At 41.0% G+C, this 20,040-nt stretch carries 1 protein-coding gene (running past one end of the window); it reads right to left on the reverse strand.

Features of this window, described 5'->3' with window-relative positions; genetic code table 11:
• Window positions 1-20,040, reverse strand: partial view of a hypothetical protein gene (locus tag CKF59_RS07835; protein WP_222985449.1) — the 3' end only. The gene runs 23,805 nt beyond the window's last position; the window shows 20,040 of its 43,845 coding nt (coding positions 23,806-43,845); the start codon falls outside the window, past its right edge; its stop codon occupies window positions 1-3.

The raw sequence follows: 20,040 nt of genomic DNA on the forward strand, positions 1-20,040 counted from the left end.
TTACTTCTCAGAACTTTTCTTATTTCCTTTCTTTAATAAAGTGTAGGTTTTTAAATAACCTGGAACTAAGATACAAGCTCTTTCGAATCTCTCGCGATCAATGCCTGAGATATCGTACTTGCTAATTAATTCTCTAATCGCAAGGTTATTGATATCTTCATCACTTACTCCATAACGTTCAAGTACGTCGTCAATTGTGATGTAACATGTCGAAATGCGGAATTCATTTCTCATTACTCCTATACCTTCACCTGCTGGTAATGGTAAGTCACTTTCAGCAACAAAACTTGTATCTTTACGGATTAAGAGATCGCTTTGCTCCGCTAATAACCAATCACTGTAATTAGTTGGTGGAATTTCTGCATCATTACGTTTTACAGCTTTATAGCGAGTAATTGGAGTGTTAGCTACAAGAATACGGCGTTTGTTCGAGAACAGATCCGCATAACCTGTATCGTCTCCAGTAAATGATGAGTCTTTGAGATCTATTACATCCCCACGAATGTTCAGATCTGCTGCTCCACTTGAGTTAGTATTTCTCGTAATCACATCCCCATCGGTAGCTGTAAGGTTCACGGTAGCTTGAGTATTTTCTAGAGCCGTGATTGTAACATTATCTAGAGTTACATTGCTTCCGGTTACACTTACAACTCCACTTTCATTGGCGGTAGAAGAGATTGCTACATTACTTAACTCCACACTTGCGGTAGCATTAATAGTTACATTAGCTCCACCAAGAGCACTTGCACCACTTACATTAATGCTATTATTCGCACGTAAGTTAGTATCACCTGCACTACTGTGAACTGTAGTTCCAGAAATACTTAAGTTTTCACCAGTAATATTAGCACCTTGAGCAGCACTAATATTTGCCTTGCTAATGGTTACTTCCGCACCACTTAGAGTAACTTGACCACCTACAGAAGCATTAGTACCTGTAATCGTTAAGTTATTTGGTGTGGTTACTGCTAAATCACCTCTAGCAGTCAGGTTACCATCAGTTAAGCTTACTTGGTTACCACTTAGACTTACGTTATTTGCGATAACATCTAATTTATCCGTTACTAAGTTATTGCGTGCATCTAATCCTAGATCTTCTTCTACAACAATGCTTGTACCATTTTCTACAGTTAAGTTACCTGTAGTTACATTTAAGCTGTTAGCAATCACTTGGAGATTATTACCTAAAGTGATGTTCTCAGCGGTAATGTTAATTGTACGCACCGCAGTGAGGCTTCCACCTTTCACGCTTACATTACCACTTGGAGATGCAAGGTTAAGATCTCTACCTGCTGAGAATGTAGAATCAGTTGCCGTCAGATTATTTGTACCCGTTACACTGAGATCGCCATGGGTCGTTGCTAAGCTTGAACCTGAGATCTCGGTTTGCGTAGTACTTAAATCTCCAAGAGAAATCTCTTGCTCTGCACTTAACTTAGAATCTGCCACATTAATTGTCGTACTACGGAAACTAATGTTTGCCCTTGCGGTTAAGTTAGAGTTGTTACTTACCTTAATGTTCGTGCCTTTGAGAGCTACGTCAGTTGCATTTACTGCGGTATTACTTACACTTACATCACCAGCTGTTGCTTCTAACAGAGCTTGTCCTGCAGTTGCATTCACTTGGCTATCAGCTAAGTTTAAGTTTTGAGCAGTAATAGTAACAGCTTCCCCCTCTACCTGAGCTTGGCTTAAATCTACTTTAGTGGTTGCAACAAGAGTAGCATTACCAGTTTGCGTTGTGAGACTCGCATTGGTAGCTGTAATCGCCGTAGTCGCTTTTACAGTTACCCCAGTATTTGCATTAACTTGAGCATTCTCTAAAGTAACCTCGCCTGTGGTTGCCTCAAACGTAGCATCCGCTTGGGTAGTCACGCTAGTATTAGTAACTTTTAAGCTCTCACCTTTGATATTTACGCTATTAGTTTGAGCATCTACACTTGTGTTATCAAGAGTAGTTACCCCCTCGGTAGTTTCTACAGTCGCTGTACCAGTTTGAGCGGTTAACTCGCTGCTTGCCATATCAAGACTACGACGAGATCTTACTAACACACGATCTTTAGCTTGAGCTTTGAGTCCGGTAATGCTTGCACTATCTTGAGCGACAAGACTAATATTTTCTTGGCTTGCGCTTAGACTTGCATTGTTAACTACTACTTGGTTTGCACTTAGAGCTACATCTTCCCCTGTGATACTACTATGATTCGTAATCGCAAGGTTAGTTGTTGCACTTAGATTTACGCCACCTTGAGTTGCGGTTAAGTTCGCCTTGTCTACCGAAATATTAGCTGCACTTACCGCTAGTGCCGAAGTGGTTGCGGTTAAGTTAGAATCTGTGAGCGTAACATTATTTTGTACATTTACATTTACCGCTTGTCCTTTCACATTAGAAGCTGTTACTTCTAAGTTAGAGTCCGTAGCCGTAGCTGTAAAGTTCACAGCTCCACTTTCCGCAGTTACTCCCGAATTAGCTACAGTAATATTATCTTTTGCGGTGAAGTCTACATTTGCCTGTTCAGCGGTGTAGTTACCACCAGTTACGCTAATATTACCTTGGGTTGCGCTGATCGCTACTCCTTGTCCTGCATTTACAGCAGAATTACCTAAAGTAACATCTCCCGTTTGGGCTGTTACTTGAGCTGTAGTTGCAGCCTTAACTTCACTATTAGTTAGAGTTACACTTGCTCCGTTTACACTTGCATTCGTCGCTGTTGCATTGACTTTACTGTCAACTAAAGTCGCTTGATTGCTTGCGTTAACTTGAGCTTGTGCTCCTGTCACCGTAGTATTAGTTAAGCTTACATCAGTACCAGTTACTTGAGATCCTGCCGTAGCATTTACGGTAGTGTTATTTAACTCTGCCGTACCTGTACGAGCTTGAACTCTTGTATTACCAGCAGTTGCCGTTACACTTGCGTTATTTGAAGTAACTTCATTACCTTCAACACTTGCTTGAGTACCTGTAACCTGAGTATTTGCACTGAGGTCTACTTTACCTGCCGAAGCATTTACGGTTGCAGAACCTGTTTGTGCAGTTACTTGGCTTGCGGTTGCAGTTACGCCCGTAGTTGCATTTACGCTTGCTTGAACCTTACCAGAAACATTTGCTTGAGTTAAGGTCACACTACCTGCAGTTGCTTGTACTTGAGCACTTGTACCATTAACGGTGCTATTAGTTAGAGATACATTAGTACCCGTAACTTGTGCTTTTGCACTTGCTTCTACAGTAGCATTATTTAACTCTGCTGTACCTGTGCGTGCTTCTACTTGAGCGTCGCCTACAGTCGCAGTGAGACTTGCATTGTTTAGAGTAACTTCATTACCGCTAACGCTTGTGTTAGCCCCTGAAACTTCAGTATTTGCATTTAAGTTAACCTTACCAGCGGTAGCATTGATCGTCGCTGCTCCGGTTTGAGCAGTTAAGCTACTATTGCTTACATTTACCTCTTGACTTGCAGTTACTGCTACATTGCCCGTAGCCTCTACTTTAGTATCACCTAAAGTTGCAGCACCAGTAGTAGCATTAACCTGAGCCTCTTTCGCAACAAGAGCTACATTCGTCAGAGTTACATCTTGTCCACTAATGCTTGAGGTATTAGTATTTGCATAAACACTTACATTATCTAAAGTCGCAGCTCCTTTAGTTGCATTAACTGTAACAAATCCTTCTTTACCAGTGAGGTTAGAATTGCCATTAATGCTTACACTGCTTGCTGTAATGTTCACTGAGCGTTCTGCTACAAGTGCAGTTTGATTTGCAATCTGTACTTTACCTGCAGAAGCACTTAAGTTCACATCCATGCCCGCTTTCGCTACCACTCCAGAAACATTCACCCCATTAGTACCACTTACACTTACGTTACCAGCAGTTGCGGTTAAGTTAGCGTCAGTGATATTTGTTCCCGCAGTTGTAGTATCGCCGATAGATACATCACCTTTAGTTTCTGAGAGGCTACCATTAGTCATGTCTATAGTGTTACCACGCACTACAGCATGGTTAGCTGCACTTGCACTTAAGTTGTTGAAGTTAACCGCTTGACCTGCTACCACTGAGAGATTTTCGCTCGTTGCGGTTGCATTGCTATTGTTAACCTGAACATTATTTGCACTTAAGGCAATTGCTTTACCTGTGAGGTTACTTGTTGCAATTGTGAGATTATGCGTTGCTGCTAAGTTTACATCTCCGTTACCTGAACTTAAGTTCGAGTTATCTACAGAAATATTACTTGCATTTACGGTGAAGCTTGTAGCCGTTGCGGTCACATTAGAACCAGAGATAGTTACATTGTTTTGTACCTCTACATTTACTGCAGTTGCCGTAATGTTAGACTTAGCTACCTGAAGATTTGAATCTTCCTCTGTGGTTGTAAAGTTCACCACCCCATTAGTAGCCTGTACTTCTGAACTTTCTAGGGTAATATTATGACCCGCTTTAAAGTCTACATTGTTATTAGCTGAAGCATAATTGCCCTGAGTAGCAGTAATGCTGCCATTACTTGCATTTACCACTACCGCATTGCTTGCATTTACGCCAGAGTTATTGAGGCTGATATTACCTTGTTGTGCAGTTACGCTTGCTTGATCTCCTGCTTCTAATTGAGCATTAGGTAGAGAGACATTGCCTACTGCATTTACAGTAATATTGCCTTTAGCGGTCACTTGAGCTTTATCGCCCGTAGTACCATTATTTACGATATCTTGAGCTGCCGTTAAGCTAATGTTACCACCTGCAGTCATTGGCGTTGCAGTGAAGGTTAAGTTAGCGGTAGTTGCATTTACTTGGATATCTTTAGTTGCGGTTACGCATGAGTTAGCTAAGGTTACATTGCCACCTTTAAGGTTAGCACTGCCTGTAGCCTGAACTTGCGATTTATCGCTAACCGCTAGATTTACATTTGCACTTAAGTTTACATCACCTGAGGTTGAAGTAACATTAGTGCTTACTGCGGTAATGTTATTTGCATTTACCGCAAGAGTTTGTTGTGCTTCAAGGTTGCTGTTAGTTAAGGTTACATTGTCTGCAACTTTAACGTCGATACTACCTTGTTTTGCGGTGATATTAGTGTTAGTTGCCTCTAAATTACCCGCTTTAGCTTCAATTACTACCTGACCAGCATTATCACTTACCATGATATTAGTACCGGTAGCAGTTATATTGCCTTTAGTTGCAGTAATGTTCGCTAAAGATTTCGCACTAATATTTGTACCCTTGCCTAAGCTTACGCTTGTAGCATTTACTTGAGCCGTTGTACCATTAATGGTCGCATTATTAATTACAGCTTGACCTTTGGTTGCGTTAACAATTGCATTAGCAGTCGCATTAACTTCACCATTAGTAATGCTTACATTAGCTCCGGTTACACTTGCGTTACCAGCAGTTGCTCCTACTTTACTATCAACTAAAGTTGCATTCGCAGTTGCTTCTACGCTTGCATTGCTACCTGTTACGCTTACTTGCGTTAAGCTTACATTAGCTCCGCTTACGCTTGCGTTTTGGTTCGAACTTACTTTAGTTTGCACTAAAGTTGCATCACCTGTAGTTGCAACTACCTGAGCTAGACCATCTTGAGCGGTAATGTTTGCTCTTGTAACTTCAACCTCGCTACCCGTTACGCTTGCTGCACCAGCAGTAGCTGTTACATTAGAATCAGTTACGCTTGCTTTACCACTAGTTGCATTAACTGTAGCGGTAGTACCATTAAAGCTTGCGTTCACTAGGCTTACTTCTTTAGCTGTTACTTGCGCCTGACCAGCAGTTGCATTAACCGTAACATTGTTCAGCGTTGCCGTATTATTTGCTGTTACGCTTGCGTTGCTACCTTGAACATTTACTTTAGTTAAGGTTGCATTTGTACCCGCAGTTACACTTGCATTGTGGTTAGAACTTAACGTTACATTATCTAAAGTCGCATTGCCCTTAGTTGCGGTAACTTGAGCAGAGCCTCCTTGAGCGGTGATATTTGCTCTTGTAACTTCAACTTCGCTACCCGTTACGCTTGCTGCACCAGCAGTAGCAGTCACATTAGAGTCAGTTACGCTTGCTTTACCACTAGTTGCATTAACTGTAGCGGTAGTACCATTAACGCTTGCGTTCACTAGGCTTACTGCTTTAGCTGTTACTTGTGCCTGACCTGCAGTTGCATTAACCGTAACATTGTTCAGCGTTGCCGTATTATTTGCAGTTACGCTTGCGTTGCTACCTTGAACGCTAACATTCGTTAAGGTTGCATTTGTACCCGCAGCTACACTTGCATTGTGGTTTGAGCTTAGCGTTACATTATCTAAAGTTGCATTGCCCGTAGTTGCATTTACAGTAGCTTGACCGTCTTTAGCTTCTACTTGAGCTCGAGTTAAGGTTACATCTGTACCTGTAACTGTTGCTGCACCAGCAGTAGCATTTACGCTCGAGTCAGTTGCACTTACTTGAGCCTTAGCAATTACACTTGCATTGCTTCCGCTTACTTTAGCTTTAGTTAGGGTTGCGTTTACGCCAGCTGTAACTGTAGCGTTACCACTAGTTGCAGTAACATTAGCCTCAGTTAAGCTTGCATTGCCGGTAGTTGCATTCACTTCCGCTGCCGTACCGTTTACTGTCGCCTTAGTTAAGGTTACATTTGCTCCGGTTACTTGAGCTTTAGCGGTTGCATTTACCGTAGCGTTATTTAAGTCAGCATTACCTGCACCTGCGTTTACGGTAGCCTTGCCTTTAGTTGCGGTAACACTTGCGTTGTTTAGGGTTACGCCAACGCCGGTTACACTTGCATTGTTACCCGTCACACTAGTGTTTGCACTTAAGTCAACTTTACCAGTAGAAGCATTTACGCTTGCGTCACCTGATTTAGCAGTGAGGCTAGTATTAGTTGCAGTTACACCTGTAGTTGCGTTAACGGTTACACCTGTAGTTGCATTTACTTTGGTATCTACGAGGTTTGCTTCACCTGAGGTTGCGTTCACTTTAGCCTCTGTACCTGCTTCCACAGTTACATTGGTTAGGCTTACGTTATTTCCTAAGATACTTGCCGTATTTGCTGTAGCGTTTACGGTTACATTATCTAGGCTTGCATCCCCATCTGTAGCATTTACAGTTACATAACCAGCTTTACCAGTGAGGTTAGATTGTTTAATGGTTACACTGTTTGCCGTAACATTTACAGATCTGCCAGCTTCTAGGCTAGTTTTGTTCGTGATTTTCACTTCACCCGCAGATGAACTTAAGTTCACATCCATACCAGCTTTAGCTGTCATTCCAGAAACGTTCACCCCATTTGCACCACTGAGACTTACATTACCTAAAGAAGCCTCTAACTTAGCTCCGGTCACATTAGTTGCTACTGTTGACAGATTACCTAAAGAGATATCCCCTTTGCTTGCCTCTAAAGTACCATTGGTTATATCGATACTATTACCACGAACAATTGTGTGATTTGCAGCCGTTGCCGTGAGGTTATCTAAAGTAACTGCCTTAGTTGCATAAATACTAATGTTCTCATTAGTTGCAGTTACCGTAGTATTAGCAGCACTTACTTGATTACCAGCAAGAACAACTGCCGTACCATTGACATTGCTTTGGTTGAGGCTAAGGTTCTCAGTTGCAGTAAAGTTAACTTCACCAGCTGCCGTTAAGTTCGAAGTAGTTGCACTAATGTTATTTGCGGTTACGACAAGACTACTTGCTGTAGCTGCCACATTAGCATTGCTAAAGCTTACATTGTTTTGTACACCTACGTTAACTTTTTGGGCAGTTACATTGGTATTGCTCACTTGTAAGTTAGAGTCGCTAGCAGTTGCACTGAAGTTCACGTTGCCGTTCTTCGCTTCTACTACCGAGTTCTCTAAAGTAATGTTATTTGCTGCTTTAAAGTCCACACCACTACTTGTTGAAGTATAGTTACCACCACTTGCAGTAATGTTACCTTTAGTTGCACTTACCACTACTTGGTTGCCTGCACTTACGCCTGAGTTATTGAGACTCACATTACCATCTTGAGCAGTTACTTGAGCCTGATCACCCGCTTGTAATTGTGCATTTGGTAGAGAAACATTGCCTACCGCATTTACGGTTATGTTACCTGCTTTAGCCGTAACTTGAGCTTTAGCTCCATCTGTACCGCCGTTTACGATATCTTTAGCAGCGGTCAAGCTAATGTTACCACCTGCAGTCATTGGTGCTGCATTAAAGGTAAGGTTAGCTACCGTAGCATTTACTTGGATATCTTTAGTTGCGGTTACGCTAGAGTTCGCAAGAGTTACATTACCACCAAAGAGGTTAGCACTGCCAGCAGCATTAACTACTGAGTTCTCAGTTACGCTGAGGTTCACGCTCGCAGTTAAGTTTACATCTCCAGCACTTGAAGTAAGGTTAGTATTTACTGCCGTAATATTATTTGCCCCTACCTCAAGAGTATTTTGCGATACCACTTTACTGTTAGTTAAGGTTACATTATCTGCAACTTTTACCGCTACACTGCCTTTGCTTGCAGAGATATTAGTATTAGTTGCTTCAAAGTTACCTTTTTGAGCTTGGATCTCAACTTTACCACTCTCCTCAGTTACAGTGATATTGGTACCTGTTGCTTTAATATCACCTGTAGTTGCGGTAATCTTAGCTTCTGTTTGAGCAGTTACATTAGTACCATTACCTAAAGTTACGCTTGTTGCATTAACTTTAACTACTGAACCATTGAGAGTTGCATTACTAATCGTTGCCTCTCCTGAGGTTGCATTCACTAAAGCCGTACCTGAGGTTGCATTTACTTTACTATCAGAGATTTCTACACTTGTACCAGTTACCGTTGCATTAGTACCAGTTACTTGTGTTCCCTGCGTTAAGCTTGCTTTTCCTGCAGTTGCTTGCACGGTTGCGTTACCTTTGGTTGCCACAATGCTACTATTAGTTGCCGTAACGTCAGTTGCTCCGGTTACCGTTGCAGAAGTATTACCTCTTACGTTTGCATTCACTAAAGTTACTTCACGAGAAGTAGCAGTTACATTCGCATTAGTTTGAGCCGTAACATTAGCATTAGTTAAGCTTACATTAGCTCCACTTACTGAAGCATTTTGTTTCGCAGTTACATTAGTGTTAGTTCCCTTAACATCCTTACCTGCAACTACACTTGCGTCACCGCTTGTTGCATTTACAGTTACGTTAGTTAAGGTCGCATTACCGGTTGTAGCATTCACAGTTGCATTTCTACCCGTAACACTTGCATTAGTTAAGCTTACGTTTACACCATTTACGGTAGCATTTTGTTGTGCTGTTACATTAGTGTTAGTTCCCTTAACATCCTTACCTGCAACTACAAGTGCGTTACCGCTTGTTGCATTTACAGCTACGTTGGTTAAGGTCGAATTACCTGTTGTAGCATTCACAGTTGCATTGCTACCTGTAATGCTTGCATTAGTTAAGCTTACGTTTACACCACTTACGGTAGCATTTTGTTGTGCTGTTACATTAGTATTAGTTCCCTTAACATCCTTACCTGCAACTACACTTGCGTTACCGCTCGTTGCATTTACAGTTACGTTAGTTAAGGTCGCATTACCTGTTGTAGCATTCACAGTTGCATTGCTACCCGTAACACTTGCATTAGTTAAGCTTACGTTTACACCACTTACGGTAGCATTTTGTTGTGCTGTTACATTAGTGTTAGTTCCCTTAACATCTTTACCTGCAACTACAAGTGCGTTCCCGCTGGTTGCATTTACAGTTACGTTAGTTAAGGTCGCATTACCCGTTGTAGCATTCACAGTTACATTGCTACCTGTAACACTCGCATTAGTTAAGCTTACGTTTACACCGCTTACTGAAGCATTTTGTTTCGCAACTACTGTAGTGTTATCTAAAGTAGCATTACCATCTTTAGCGTTCACCACAGCATCGTTCACAGTTGCGTTCACCGTAGAGTTAGCTAGGCTTACACCTTGACCAACCACTTCTACGCTTGAAGCTGTTACATTAGCTTTGCTTAGATCTACTGCACCGGTTGCATTTACACTTGCCTTACCTGCAGCTGCAGTTAAGTTAACATTTGCACCTGTAATATTCTCACCAGCAACTACACTTGCGTTACCGCTGGTTGCGTTTACAGTTACGTTCGTTAAGCTTGCATTGCCTGATGTAGCATTTACAGTTGCATTGCTACCTGTAACACTCGCATTAGTTAAGCTTACGTTTGCACCGCTTACGCTCGCATTTTGAGTTGCGGTTACCGTAGTGTTATCTAAAGTAGCATTGCCATCTTTAGCATTCACTACCGCATCGTTAACGGTTGCGTTCACCGTAGAGTTAGCTAGGCTTACACCTTGACCAACTACTTCTACGCTTGAAGCTGTTACATTAGCTTTGCTTAGATCTACTGCACCCGTTGCATTTACGCTTGCTTTGCCTGAAGTTGCGGTTAAGTTAACATTTGCTCCCGTAATATTCTGAGTCGCAACTACACTTGCGTTACCACTCGTCGCATTTACAGTTACATTAGTTAAGCTTACATTCGCACCACTTACGCTCGCATTTTGAGCAGCAGTTACCGTAGTGTTATCTAAAGTAGCATTACCAGCTTTAGCGTTCACCACAGCATCCTTAGCGGTTGCATTCACCGTAGCATTCGCTAAGCTTACGCCTTGACCCACAACTTCAGCACTTGTACCAGTTACATTAGCTTTGCTTAGATCTACTGCACCGGTTGCATTCACTCTTGCGTTACCTGAAGTCGCAGTTACAGTAACATTTGTTCCCTTAATATCTTTAGTTGCAGCTACACTTGCATTGCCAGTAGTTGCATTTACTTTAGCGTTAGTTAAGGTCACATTACCACCTGTTGCTTTAACAGTAGCATCTTTACTTGCTTGTACGCTTGCATTAGTTAAGTCAACATTCGTACCTGTTACCGAAGCAACATTTGCACTTGCAGTTAAAGTAGCATTATTGATCGTTGCGTTACCTGCGGTTGCATTTACGGTTAACACTCCTTCTTTAGCGATAAGAGCTGTTTTCTCAAGGATATTAACTTCTTGAGCAGTAATGTTAATTGAGCGATCCGCTGTTAAGCTTGAGTTAGCTACATTAACCTTACCTGTAGGAGCACTTAGATTTACATCTAACTTCGCTGTTACGCTTGTTGCAGATACATTCACTCCATTATTACCACGTAAACTTACGTTACCTTCGATAGCGTTAAGTTTAGAAGTGCTAATGTTCGTTGTAGCTGTATTTGCATCTCCTAAAGAAACATCTCCTTTAGTAGCATTCACCGTACTTTGTGCAAGATCAATAGATGTCGCACGGACAAAGCTGTGATTTGCAGCGTTCGCAGTTAAGTTTTCCATTACTGCAGAAGTAACCGCTCTAATCGTAATATTCTCGCTAGTTGCAGTTACCGTTGCATTGTTAACTTTAACTTGGTTACCTGCAAGAGTAACATCTGTACCTTTCACCTGACTATGGTTAGTGAGGCTGAGGTTCTGACTTGCATTTAAGTTTACATTACCCGCAGTTGAAGTTAAGTTAGAAGCATCCACACTAATATTTGCCGAGCTTACATCTAGGCTATTAGTTGAAGCTACATTTGCATTCGCAAAGGTCACATTGTTCTTAACTTTTACGTTTACAGTTGTTGCTGTCACATTAGAGTCAGTTACGATCAGGTTAGAATCAGCATCACTTGTCGTGAAGTTTACATAACCATTTGTAGCATTTACTACTGACTTACCTAAAGTAATGTTATTCGCAGCCACAAAGTCTACGTTGCTATTGGTAGAAGTATAGTTTCCACCAGTTGCAGTGATATTGCCATGTTTAGCATCTACTAACACTGCATTTTGGGCACTCACACCCGAGTTATCTAAGTTAATGTTACCGTTTTGAGCAGTTACATTAGCTTTATTGCCAGCCGTTAATTGAGCATTAGGTAGAGATATATTACCTGTTGCTACTACGGTAATGTTACCACCTGCTTTAACTTGAGCTTTTTCAGTAGCCGTACCACCGTTCACGATATCTTTATTCGCTACAAGAGTGATATTGCCACCAGCATTCATTGGCGCAGCATTGAAGGTGAGGTTACCTATAGTTGCATTCACTTTAATGTCTTTAGTTGCATTAATTTGTGAACTTGTTAAGGTTACATTACCACCCACAAGATTTGCTGAACCTGAAGCATTTACATTTGAACCGTTCGTTACACTTAAGTTCACAGAAGCGGTGAGATTTACATCTCCTGCACTTGAAGTAAGGTTGGTATTATCTACCGAGATATTAGCCGCACTTACACCAAGAGTATTCACTGAAGAAATATTCGCACTAGTAAAGGTAACGTTATTCTTCACGTTTACATTTACATTTTGTGCAGAAACATTTGAAGCAGTTATTTGTAAGTTAGAATCTTCACTCGAAGCAGTAAAGTTCACACTTCCTTTTGAAGCATTTACTACTGATTTATCAATCGTAATATTGTGAGCTGCAATGAAATCTACATTCTTCTCATCAGAAACATAGTTCCCACCTTTAGCGGTAATATTACCTTGAGTAGCATTTACCACCACTTCATTTTTCGCACTTACTCCAGAATTATCTAAGTTGATATCTCCAGTCTTCGCCGTAACGTTCGCTTTGTCTCCAGATTTTAATTGAGCATTAGGTAGAGATACATTACCTGTAGCTACTACAGTAATGTTGCCCTTAGCAGTTACTTGTGCTTTTTCCTCTGCACCTGAACCGCCATTAACTATGTCTTTAGCAGCCGTGAGAGTAATGTTACCCTCTGCAGTCATTGGTGCTGCATTAAAGGTGAGGTTACCTTTAGTTGCATTAACACTAATGTCTTTCTCAGCTGTTACGGTTGAATTAGCTAGAGTTACATTACCACCTATTAGGGTTGCATTGCCTTTAGCTTGAACCACTGAGTTGTTAGTAACACTTAAGTTAACTGTCGCATTTAGCTCTACATCTCCAGTAGTCGAAGTAAAGTTAGTGTTATTCGCACTTATATTATTCGCCGATACTTGGAGACTATCTTTTGAAAGTACTTTACTGTCAGTTAAGCTTACATTGTCTTGTACTTTTATTGCAACACTACCTTGAGCAGCTGAGATATTGGTATTAGTTGCATTTAAATTGCCATCTTTAGCATTAATTGCCACTTTACCACTTGTACCTGTTACGGTGATATTAGTACCGGTAGCATTGATATCACCTGTAGTTGCGGTAATGTTCACTGCTTTTTGTGCAGTTACATTAGTACCATTACCTAAGGTTACGCTTGTACCATTAACCGTTGCATTTGTAGCATTTACGCTCGCATTGTTAATTTCAACTGCACCATTAGTTGCATTAACTACGGCATTATTGGTTGCATTAACTTCACCATTTGTGATTGCCACACTTGCACCAGTTACTGTTGCGTTACCATTAGTCGCAGTAACATTGGTATCTACAAGAGTTGCTTTACCGCTTGTAGCGTTAACAGTAGCATTAGTACCTTTAACTGTAGTGTTAGTTAAGCTTACATTTGCACCATGAACACTTGCGTTTTGGTTAGAGCTTACCGTAGTGTTGTTGAGAGTTGCATTACCAGTTGTAGCGTTAACTGTAGCATCGCCACCAGTTGCCGTTACATTGGTTCTTGTAGCTTCAACTCCTTTACCACTCACGCTTGCCTTACCAGCAGAAGCGTTCACTTCTACATTAGTTAAGGTTACTTTGTCAGTAGCAGTTACTGTTGCGTTACCAGCAGTAGCTGTAACATTAGTATCTACAAGACTTGCTTCACCACTAGTTGCTTCAACTGTTGCATTAGTACCTTTAACCGTAGCATTAGTTAAGCTTACATTAGCCCCATGAACACTTACGTTTTGGTTAGAGCTTACCGTAGTGTTGTTGAGAGTTGCATTACCTGTTGTAGCGTTAACTGTAGCATCGCCACCAGTTGCCGTTACATTGGTTCTTGCCGCTTCAACCCCTTTACCACTTACAGTAGCATTACCGTTAGAAGCAGTAACGTTTACATCAGTTAAGGTTACCTTGTCAGTAGCAGTTACTGTTGCGTTATTACCTGTAACATTAGTATTAGTTAAGTTAGCTTTACCTTCGGTTGCATTAACGAGAGCATTACCATCTTTAGCGGTGATATTCGCTCTTGTAGCTTCAACTCCTTTACCGCTAACCGTTGCATTACCTTTAGTAGCGTTAACGTTAACATCTGTTAAGCTTACGTTGTCGGTAGCTGTTACCGTAGCACTATTACCGGTTACGCTTACATTAGTTAAGTTAGCTTTACCATCGGTTGCATTAACTAAAGCATTACCATCTTTAGCGGTGATGTTCGCTCTTGTTGCTTCAACAGCTTTACCGCTAACCGTAGCGTTACCTGAAGTAGCATTAACTACTACATCAGTTAGAGTTACATTTGCGGTAGCTGTTACTGTAGCATTGTTACCAGTAACGTTTACATTGGTTAAGCTTGCATTACCTTCGGTTGCATTAACGAGAGCATTACCATCTTTAGCAGTGATATTCGCTCTTGTTGCTTCAACTCCTTTACCGCTAACCGTTGCATTACCTGAAGTAGCGTTAACTACTACATCAGTTAGAGTTACATTTGCGGTAGCTATTACGGTAGCGTTGGTACCAGTTACGCTTACGTTAGTTAAGCTTGCATTACCTTCGGTTGCATTAACTAAAGCATTACCATCTTTAGCGGTGATGTTCGCTCTTGTTGCTTCAACTCCTTTACCGCTAACCGTTGCATTACCTGAAGTAGCGTTAACATTAACATCTGTTAAGCTTACGTTGTCGGTAGCTGTTACCGTAGCACTATTACCGGTTACGCTTACATTAGTTAAGTTAGCTTTACCATCGGTTGCATTAACTAAAGCATTACCATCTTTAGCGGTGATGTTCGCTCTTGTTGCTTCAACTCCTTTACCTCTAACCGTAGCGTTACCTGAAGTAGCATTAACGTTAACATCTGTTAGAGTTACGTTTGCGGTAGCTGTTACCGTAGCGTTCGTACCAGTTACACTTACGTTAGTTAAGCTTGCATTACCTTCGGTTGCATTAACGAGAGCATTACCATCTTTAGCGGTGATATTCGCTCTTGTTGCTGTAACTTCTTTACCGCTTACCGTTGCATTACCTTTAGTAGCGTTAACTACAACATCAGTCAGAGTTACGTTTGCAGTAGCTGTTACGGTAGCGTTAGTACCAGTTACACTTACGTTAGTTAAGCTTGCATTACCTGCAGTCGCATTAACTTTCGCTTCACCACCAGTAGAAGTTACATTTACTTTCGTCGCTTCTACGTTTTGACCAGTTACGATTGCAGCTTCGCTAGTCGCAGTAACATTGGTATTAGTTAATGTTGCTTTACCATTGGTTGCCGTAACTGTTGCTGTGCTTCCTGAAACCGTAGCATTAGCTAGATTTGCATTAGTTGCTGCGGTTACATTTGCTTCACCAGTTGTTGCAGTTACATTCGCATGAGCTAAGCTCACCTCTCCAGTAGTTGCAGTAACTGTTGCTGAAGTACCATTTACCGTAGCATTAACTAGGGTTGCGTCTCCACCAGTTACTTTTGCAGTACCTGCGGTTGCATTTACGCTAGCGTTATTTAAATCAGCTTTACCAGTTCTCGCATCAACGCTTGCGTTACCATTTGTAGCTGTAACTGTTGCATTGTTGAGAGTAACTCCTGTACCAGTAACACTTGCATTTGCCCCTGAAACATTAGTGTTGTTACTTAAGTTCACCGCACCTGTAGAAGCATTTACGGTCGCATTACCTGACTTAGTCGTAATGATGGTATTAGTTGCTGTAACACTATTGTTTGCGTTTACAGTTACTCCTGAAGTTGCATTAACCTTGCTATCTTTTAAGGTTGCATTACCCGTAGTAGCATTTACTACTGCAGTTGTACCATTAATTGTAGCGTTAGTTAAAGATACATTCGCACCTTTAACTTGTGCATTTGCTGTTGCATTTACGGTAGCGTTGTTTAAGGTCGCATCACCAGTACGTGCATCAACACTTGCATTACCTTTAGTCGCAGTTACAGTTGCATTGTCTAGAGATACCCCTGTACCTGCAACACTTACATTTACACCTGACACATTGGTGTTATTACTTAAAGTAACTGTACCTTGTGAAGCGTTTATAGTAGCATTGCCTGCTTTAGTGGTAATTGTAGTGTTAGTAGCAGTTACACCTGAAGTTGCATTTACCGCTACACCAGTAGCTGCATTTAGAGTTGAGTTCTCTAAAGTTACATTACCTTTAGTCGCATTAACCGTAACATTACCTGTGTTACCAGTTAAGTTTGACTGACTAACATTTACGCTATTAGCGGTAATGTTAATCGATCTACCAGCTTCTAAATTAGTCTTATTAGCTACTTTAACTTCACCAGCAGAAGAAGTTAAGTTTATATCAAGTTTAGCTTTCGCTGTAACCCCAGAAACATTTACGCCTGCAGAACCACTTGCACTTACATTACCAGCCGTTGCATTTAAGGTTACACCAGTAATGTTAGTATTTACTGTATCTGCATTACCAATAGATACATCACCTTTAGTAGCTGCTAAAGTACCATTGGTAATATCAATTGAGCTACCACGAACAAAGGTATGGTTCGAAGCATTTGCACTGAGGTTGTAAAGATTTACTGACTTAGTTGCACAAATAGTGATGTTTTCACTAGTTGCCGTAGCAGTACTATTACCAACTTTAACATCAGTACCAGCTAATACTACTGCTGTACCATTAACCTGAGTTTTCTCTAAACCTAGGTTTGCAGAAGCAGTTAGATTAACTTCACCTTTTGCGGTTAAGTTCGAAGTAGTAGCACTAATATTATTTGCTTTTACAACAAGACTATTACCTGTAGCAACCACATTAGCATTAGTAAAGCTTACATTGTTTTTAACGTCTACATTTACTTTAGTTGCAGTTACATTAGTGTTGCTAACTTTTAAGTTAGAATCTTCTGCTGTTGCACTAAAGTTCACTTGACCTTTTGTTGCAGCTACCACTGATTTATCAATGGTGATGTTATTCGCTGCTATAAAGTCTACATTTTTATTTGTAGAAGAGTAGTTACCGCCTGAAGCAGAAATACTACCTTGAGAAGCATTAACGATTACAGTGTTCTCTGCACTCACTCCTGAGTTATCAAGACTGATATTACCTGTGGTCGCAGTTACCGTAGCCTTATCGCCAGCTTTTAATTGAGCATTTGGTAGAGACACATTACCTGTAGCGACAACAGAGATATTACCCTTAGCGGTTACTTGTGCTTGTGAACCACTTGTACCACCATTTACTATATCTTGTTTAGCAACAAGAGTAATATTACCGCCCGCATTCATAGGAGCACTATTAAAGGTTAGGTTCGCTGCTGTAGCATTTACCTTAATGTCTTTAGTTGCATTAATTGTTGAATCAGTTAGGGTAACATTACCACCTTGAAGATTTGCTGATCCGGTAGCATTTACGTTTGAGCTTCCAGTTACACTTAAGTTAACTGTTGCGGTTAGATTTACGTCACCTTCTGTAGAGTTGAGGCTGGTTGCATTTACAGTAACATTATTTGCTTTAACAGCAAGAGCATCTCTAGAGAGTACTGAGCTGTTGTTTAAGGTTACATTATCTGCCACCGAAATAGATACACTACCTCTAGCAGCGGTGATATTAGTGTTTTCAGTTTCTAAATTACCTGAGCTTGCATTGATTACTACTTTAGCATTGTCTTTGTTTGCAGTAATGTTAGAACCAACTGCCTTAATACTACCTGAAGTTGCCGTAATGTTAACTTCAGTCTCTGCAGTGATATTAGTACCATTACCTAAAGTCACACTCGTTGCATTAACTTTAGTTGCCGTACCATTGATCGTTGCATTATTGAACGTAGCTGAACCAGCAGTTGCATTAATAATGTTGTCACCTGCAGTAGCGTTAACCGTACTGTCAGTTACATCAATACTTGTACCAGTAACCGTAGTATTTGTCGCTTCTAGTTTAGAGTTTTTACTTAGGTTTACTGCCCCATTGGTTGCGGTAATACAAGCTTCACTACTTGCAGTTAAAGCTGTATTAGTTACCATAACCCCGGTATTAGCTTTAATATCTAATCCAGTCGCTGCTGTAGCTTGAGAATCAACAAAGGTCGCACTACCAGTATTTGCTGTAATACAAACACTAGATATCGTAGTCTGAGCTGTAGTATTAGTTAAAGTAACATCAGCACCTGTAACTACTAGATTTGAACTTGCAGTTACACTTGCATTATCAAAGCTTGCTGTTCCGGAGCGAGCATCAACATTTACGTCATTTGCGGTTGCACAAATAGTTGAACTGTTTACTGTTACGCCAGTACCTGCAATAGTCACACAAGTTCCGCTAACTTTAGATTTATCAGCAAGTGTAACTTTACCGTTAGTTGCAGTTACGTTAGCTACTCCCTCAGTTGAACTAATCGTAGTATTACTTGCATTGATTTCTGTAGTTGCCGTTACATTTACTCCTGTTTTACCAGTAACTTCAGAATTAGTTAAGTTTACAGAATCACCTGATACTTCAGTACTACCTGTAGTTGCATTTACCGTAGCGTTAATTAACTCCGCTTTACCGGTACGAGCCTCTACTTTGGCATTTGTAGCAGTCGCAGTTACACTTGCGTTATTTAAGGTTACACCTGTCCCCTCTACCGACGCACTTGTTCCAGAAACCTTAGAGTTCTCAGTTAAGCTTACTGCACCCGAAGTCGAGTTAACTGTAGCATCTCCTGCAGTTGAACTTACATTTGCTTTCTTCGCTGTAATTGCATTAGTCGCATTTACGCTTGCTCCTGTTTGCCCCACCACACTTGCATTAGTTAGAGTAACTTCGTCACCTGTAACTTGAGCTTTACCTGCAGTTGCACTTACGCTTGCATTTTCTAGCTCAGCTTTGCCGGTACGAGCTACAACTTTAGCGTCGTTTGCCGTAGCATTTACGCTTGCATTATTTAAGGTTACAGATGCACCCTCTACAGACGCACTTGTCCCTGATACACTTGTGTTCTCAGTTAAGCTTACCGCACCTGAAGTCGAGTTAACCGTAGCAGCTCCTGCAGTTGAACTTACATTTGCTTTCTTCACTGTAATTGCATTTGTTGCATTTACAGCCACTCCTGTTTGTCCCACCACACTTGCATTAGTCAGAGTTACTTCATCACCCGTAACTTGAGCTTTACCTGCAGTTGCACTTACGCTTGCATTTTCTAGCTCAGCTTTGCCGGTACGAGCTACAACTTTAGCGTCGTTTGCCGTAGCATTTACACTTGCGTTATTTAAGGTTACAGAATCACCTTGTACGGTTACTTGCGTACCCGCAATGCTTGCATTATCCACAGTCGCTGTACCAGCTGTAGCACAAACGGTCGCTACTCCGGTAGAAGCATTGAGAACAGATTTTTGAATATTCACGCTTTGAGCGGTGATATTAATTGATCTGTTTGCTTTTAGATCTGTAGCATTGGTGATGTTAACTGTACCCTCAGGTGCACTTAAGTTAATATCGTAACCAGCTTTGATGTTCGTACCAGAAACATTAACGCCTTTATCACCACGTAAGCTTACATTACCCGCTGTAGCAGTTAAGTTTGAAGCGGTTACATTGGTACTTGTGGTATTAGTATCACCTAAAGAAATATCTCCTTTAGTTGCATTTAAAGTAGCATTAGTTACATCAATTGTTGTTGCACGAACAAAAGTATGATTTTGTGCCGTTGCAGTTAAGTTCTCAAGTACTGCAGTAGTATTAGCTTTGATCGTAATGTTCTCACCAGTAGCAGTGAGTGTTGCATTATTCACTGTTACTTGGTTACCTGCAAGAGCTAGATCATTACCTTTCACCTGACTGTGGTTAGTGAAGCTGAGATTATGAGTTGCATTTAAGTTCACGCTACCAGCTGTTGAGGTTAAGTTAGAACCATCAACACTAATATTTGCTGAGCTTACTGCGAGACTATTAGTTGAGGTAACATTTGCATTCGCAAAAGTCACATTGTT

This window comes from Psittacicella gerlachiana (assembly GCF_003585965.1).
In the GTDB taxonomy this organism is placed as follows: domain Bacteria; phylum Pseudomonadota; class Gammaproteobacteria; order Enterobacterales; family Psittacicellaceae; genus Psittacicella; species Psittacicella gerlachiana.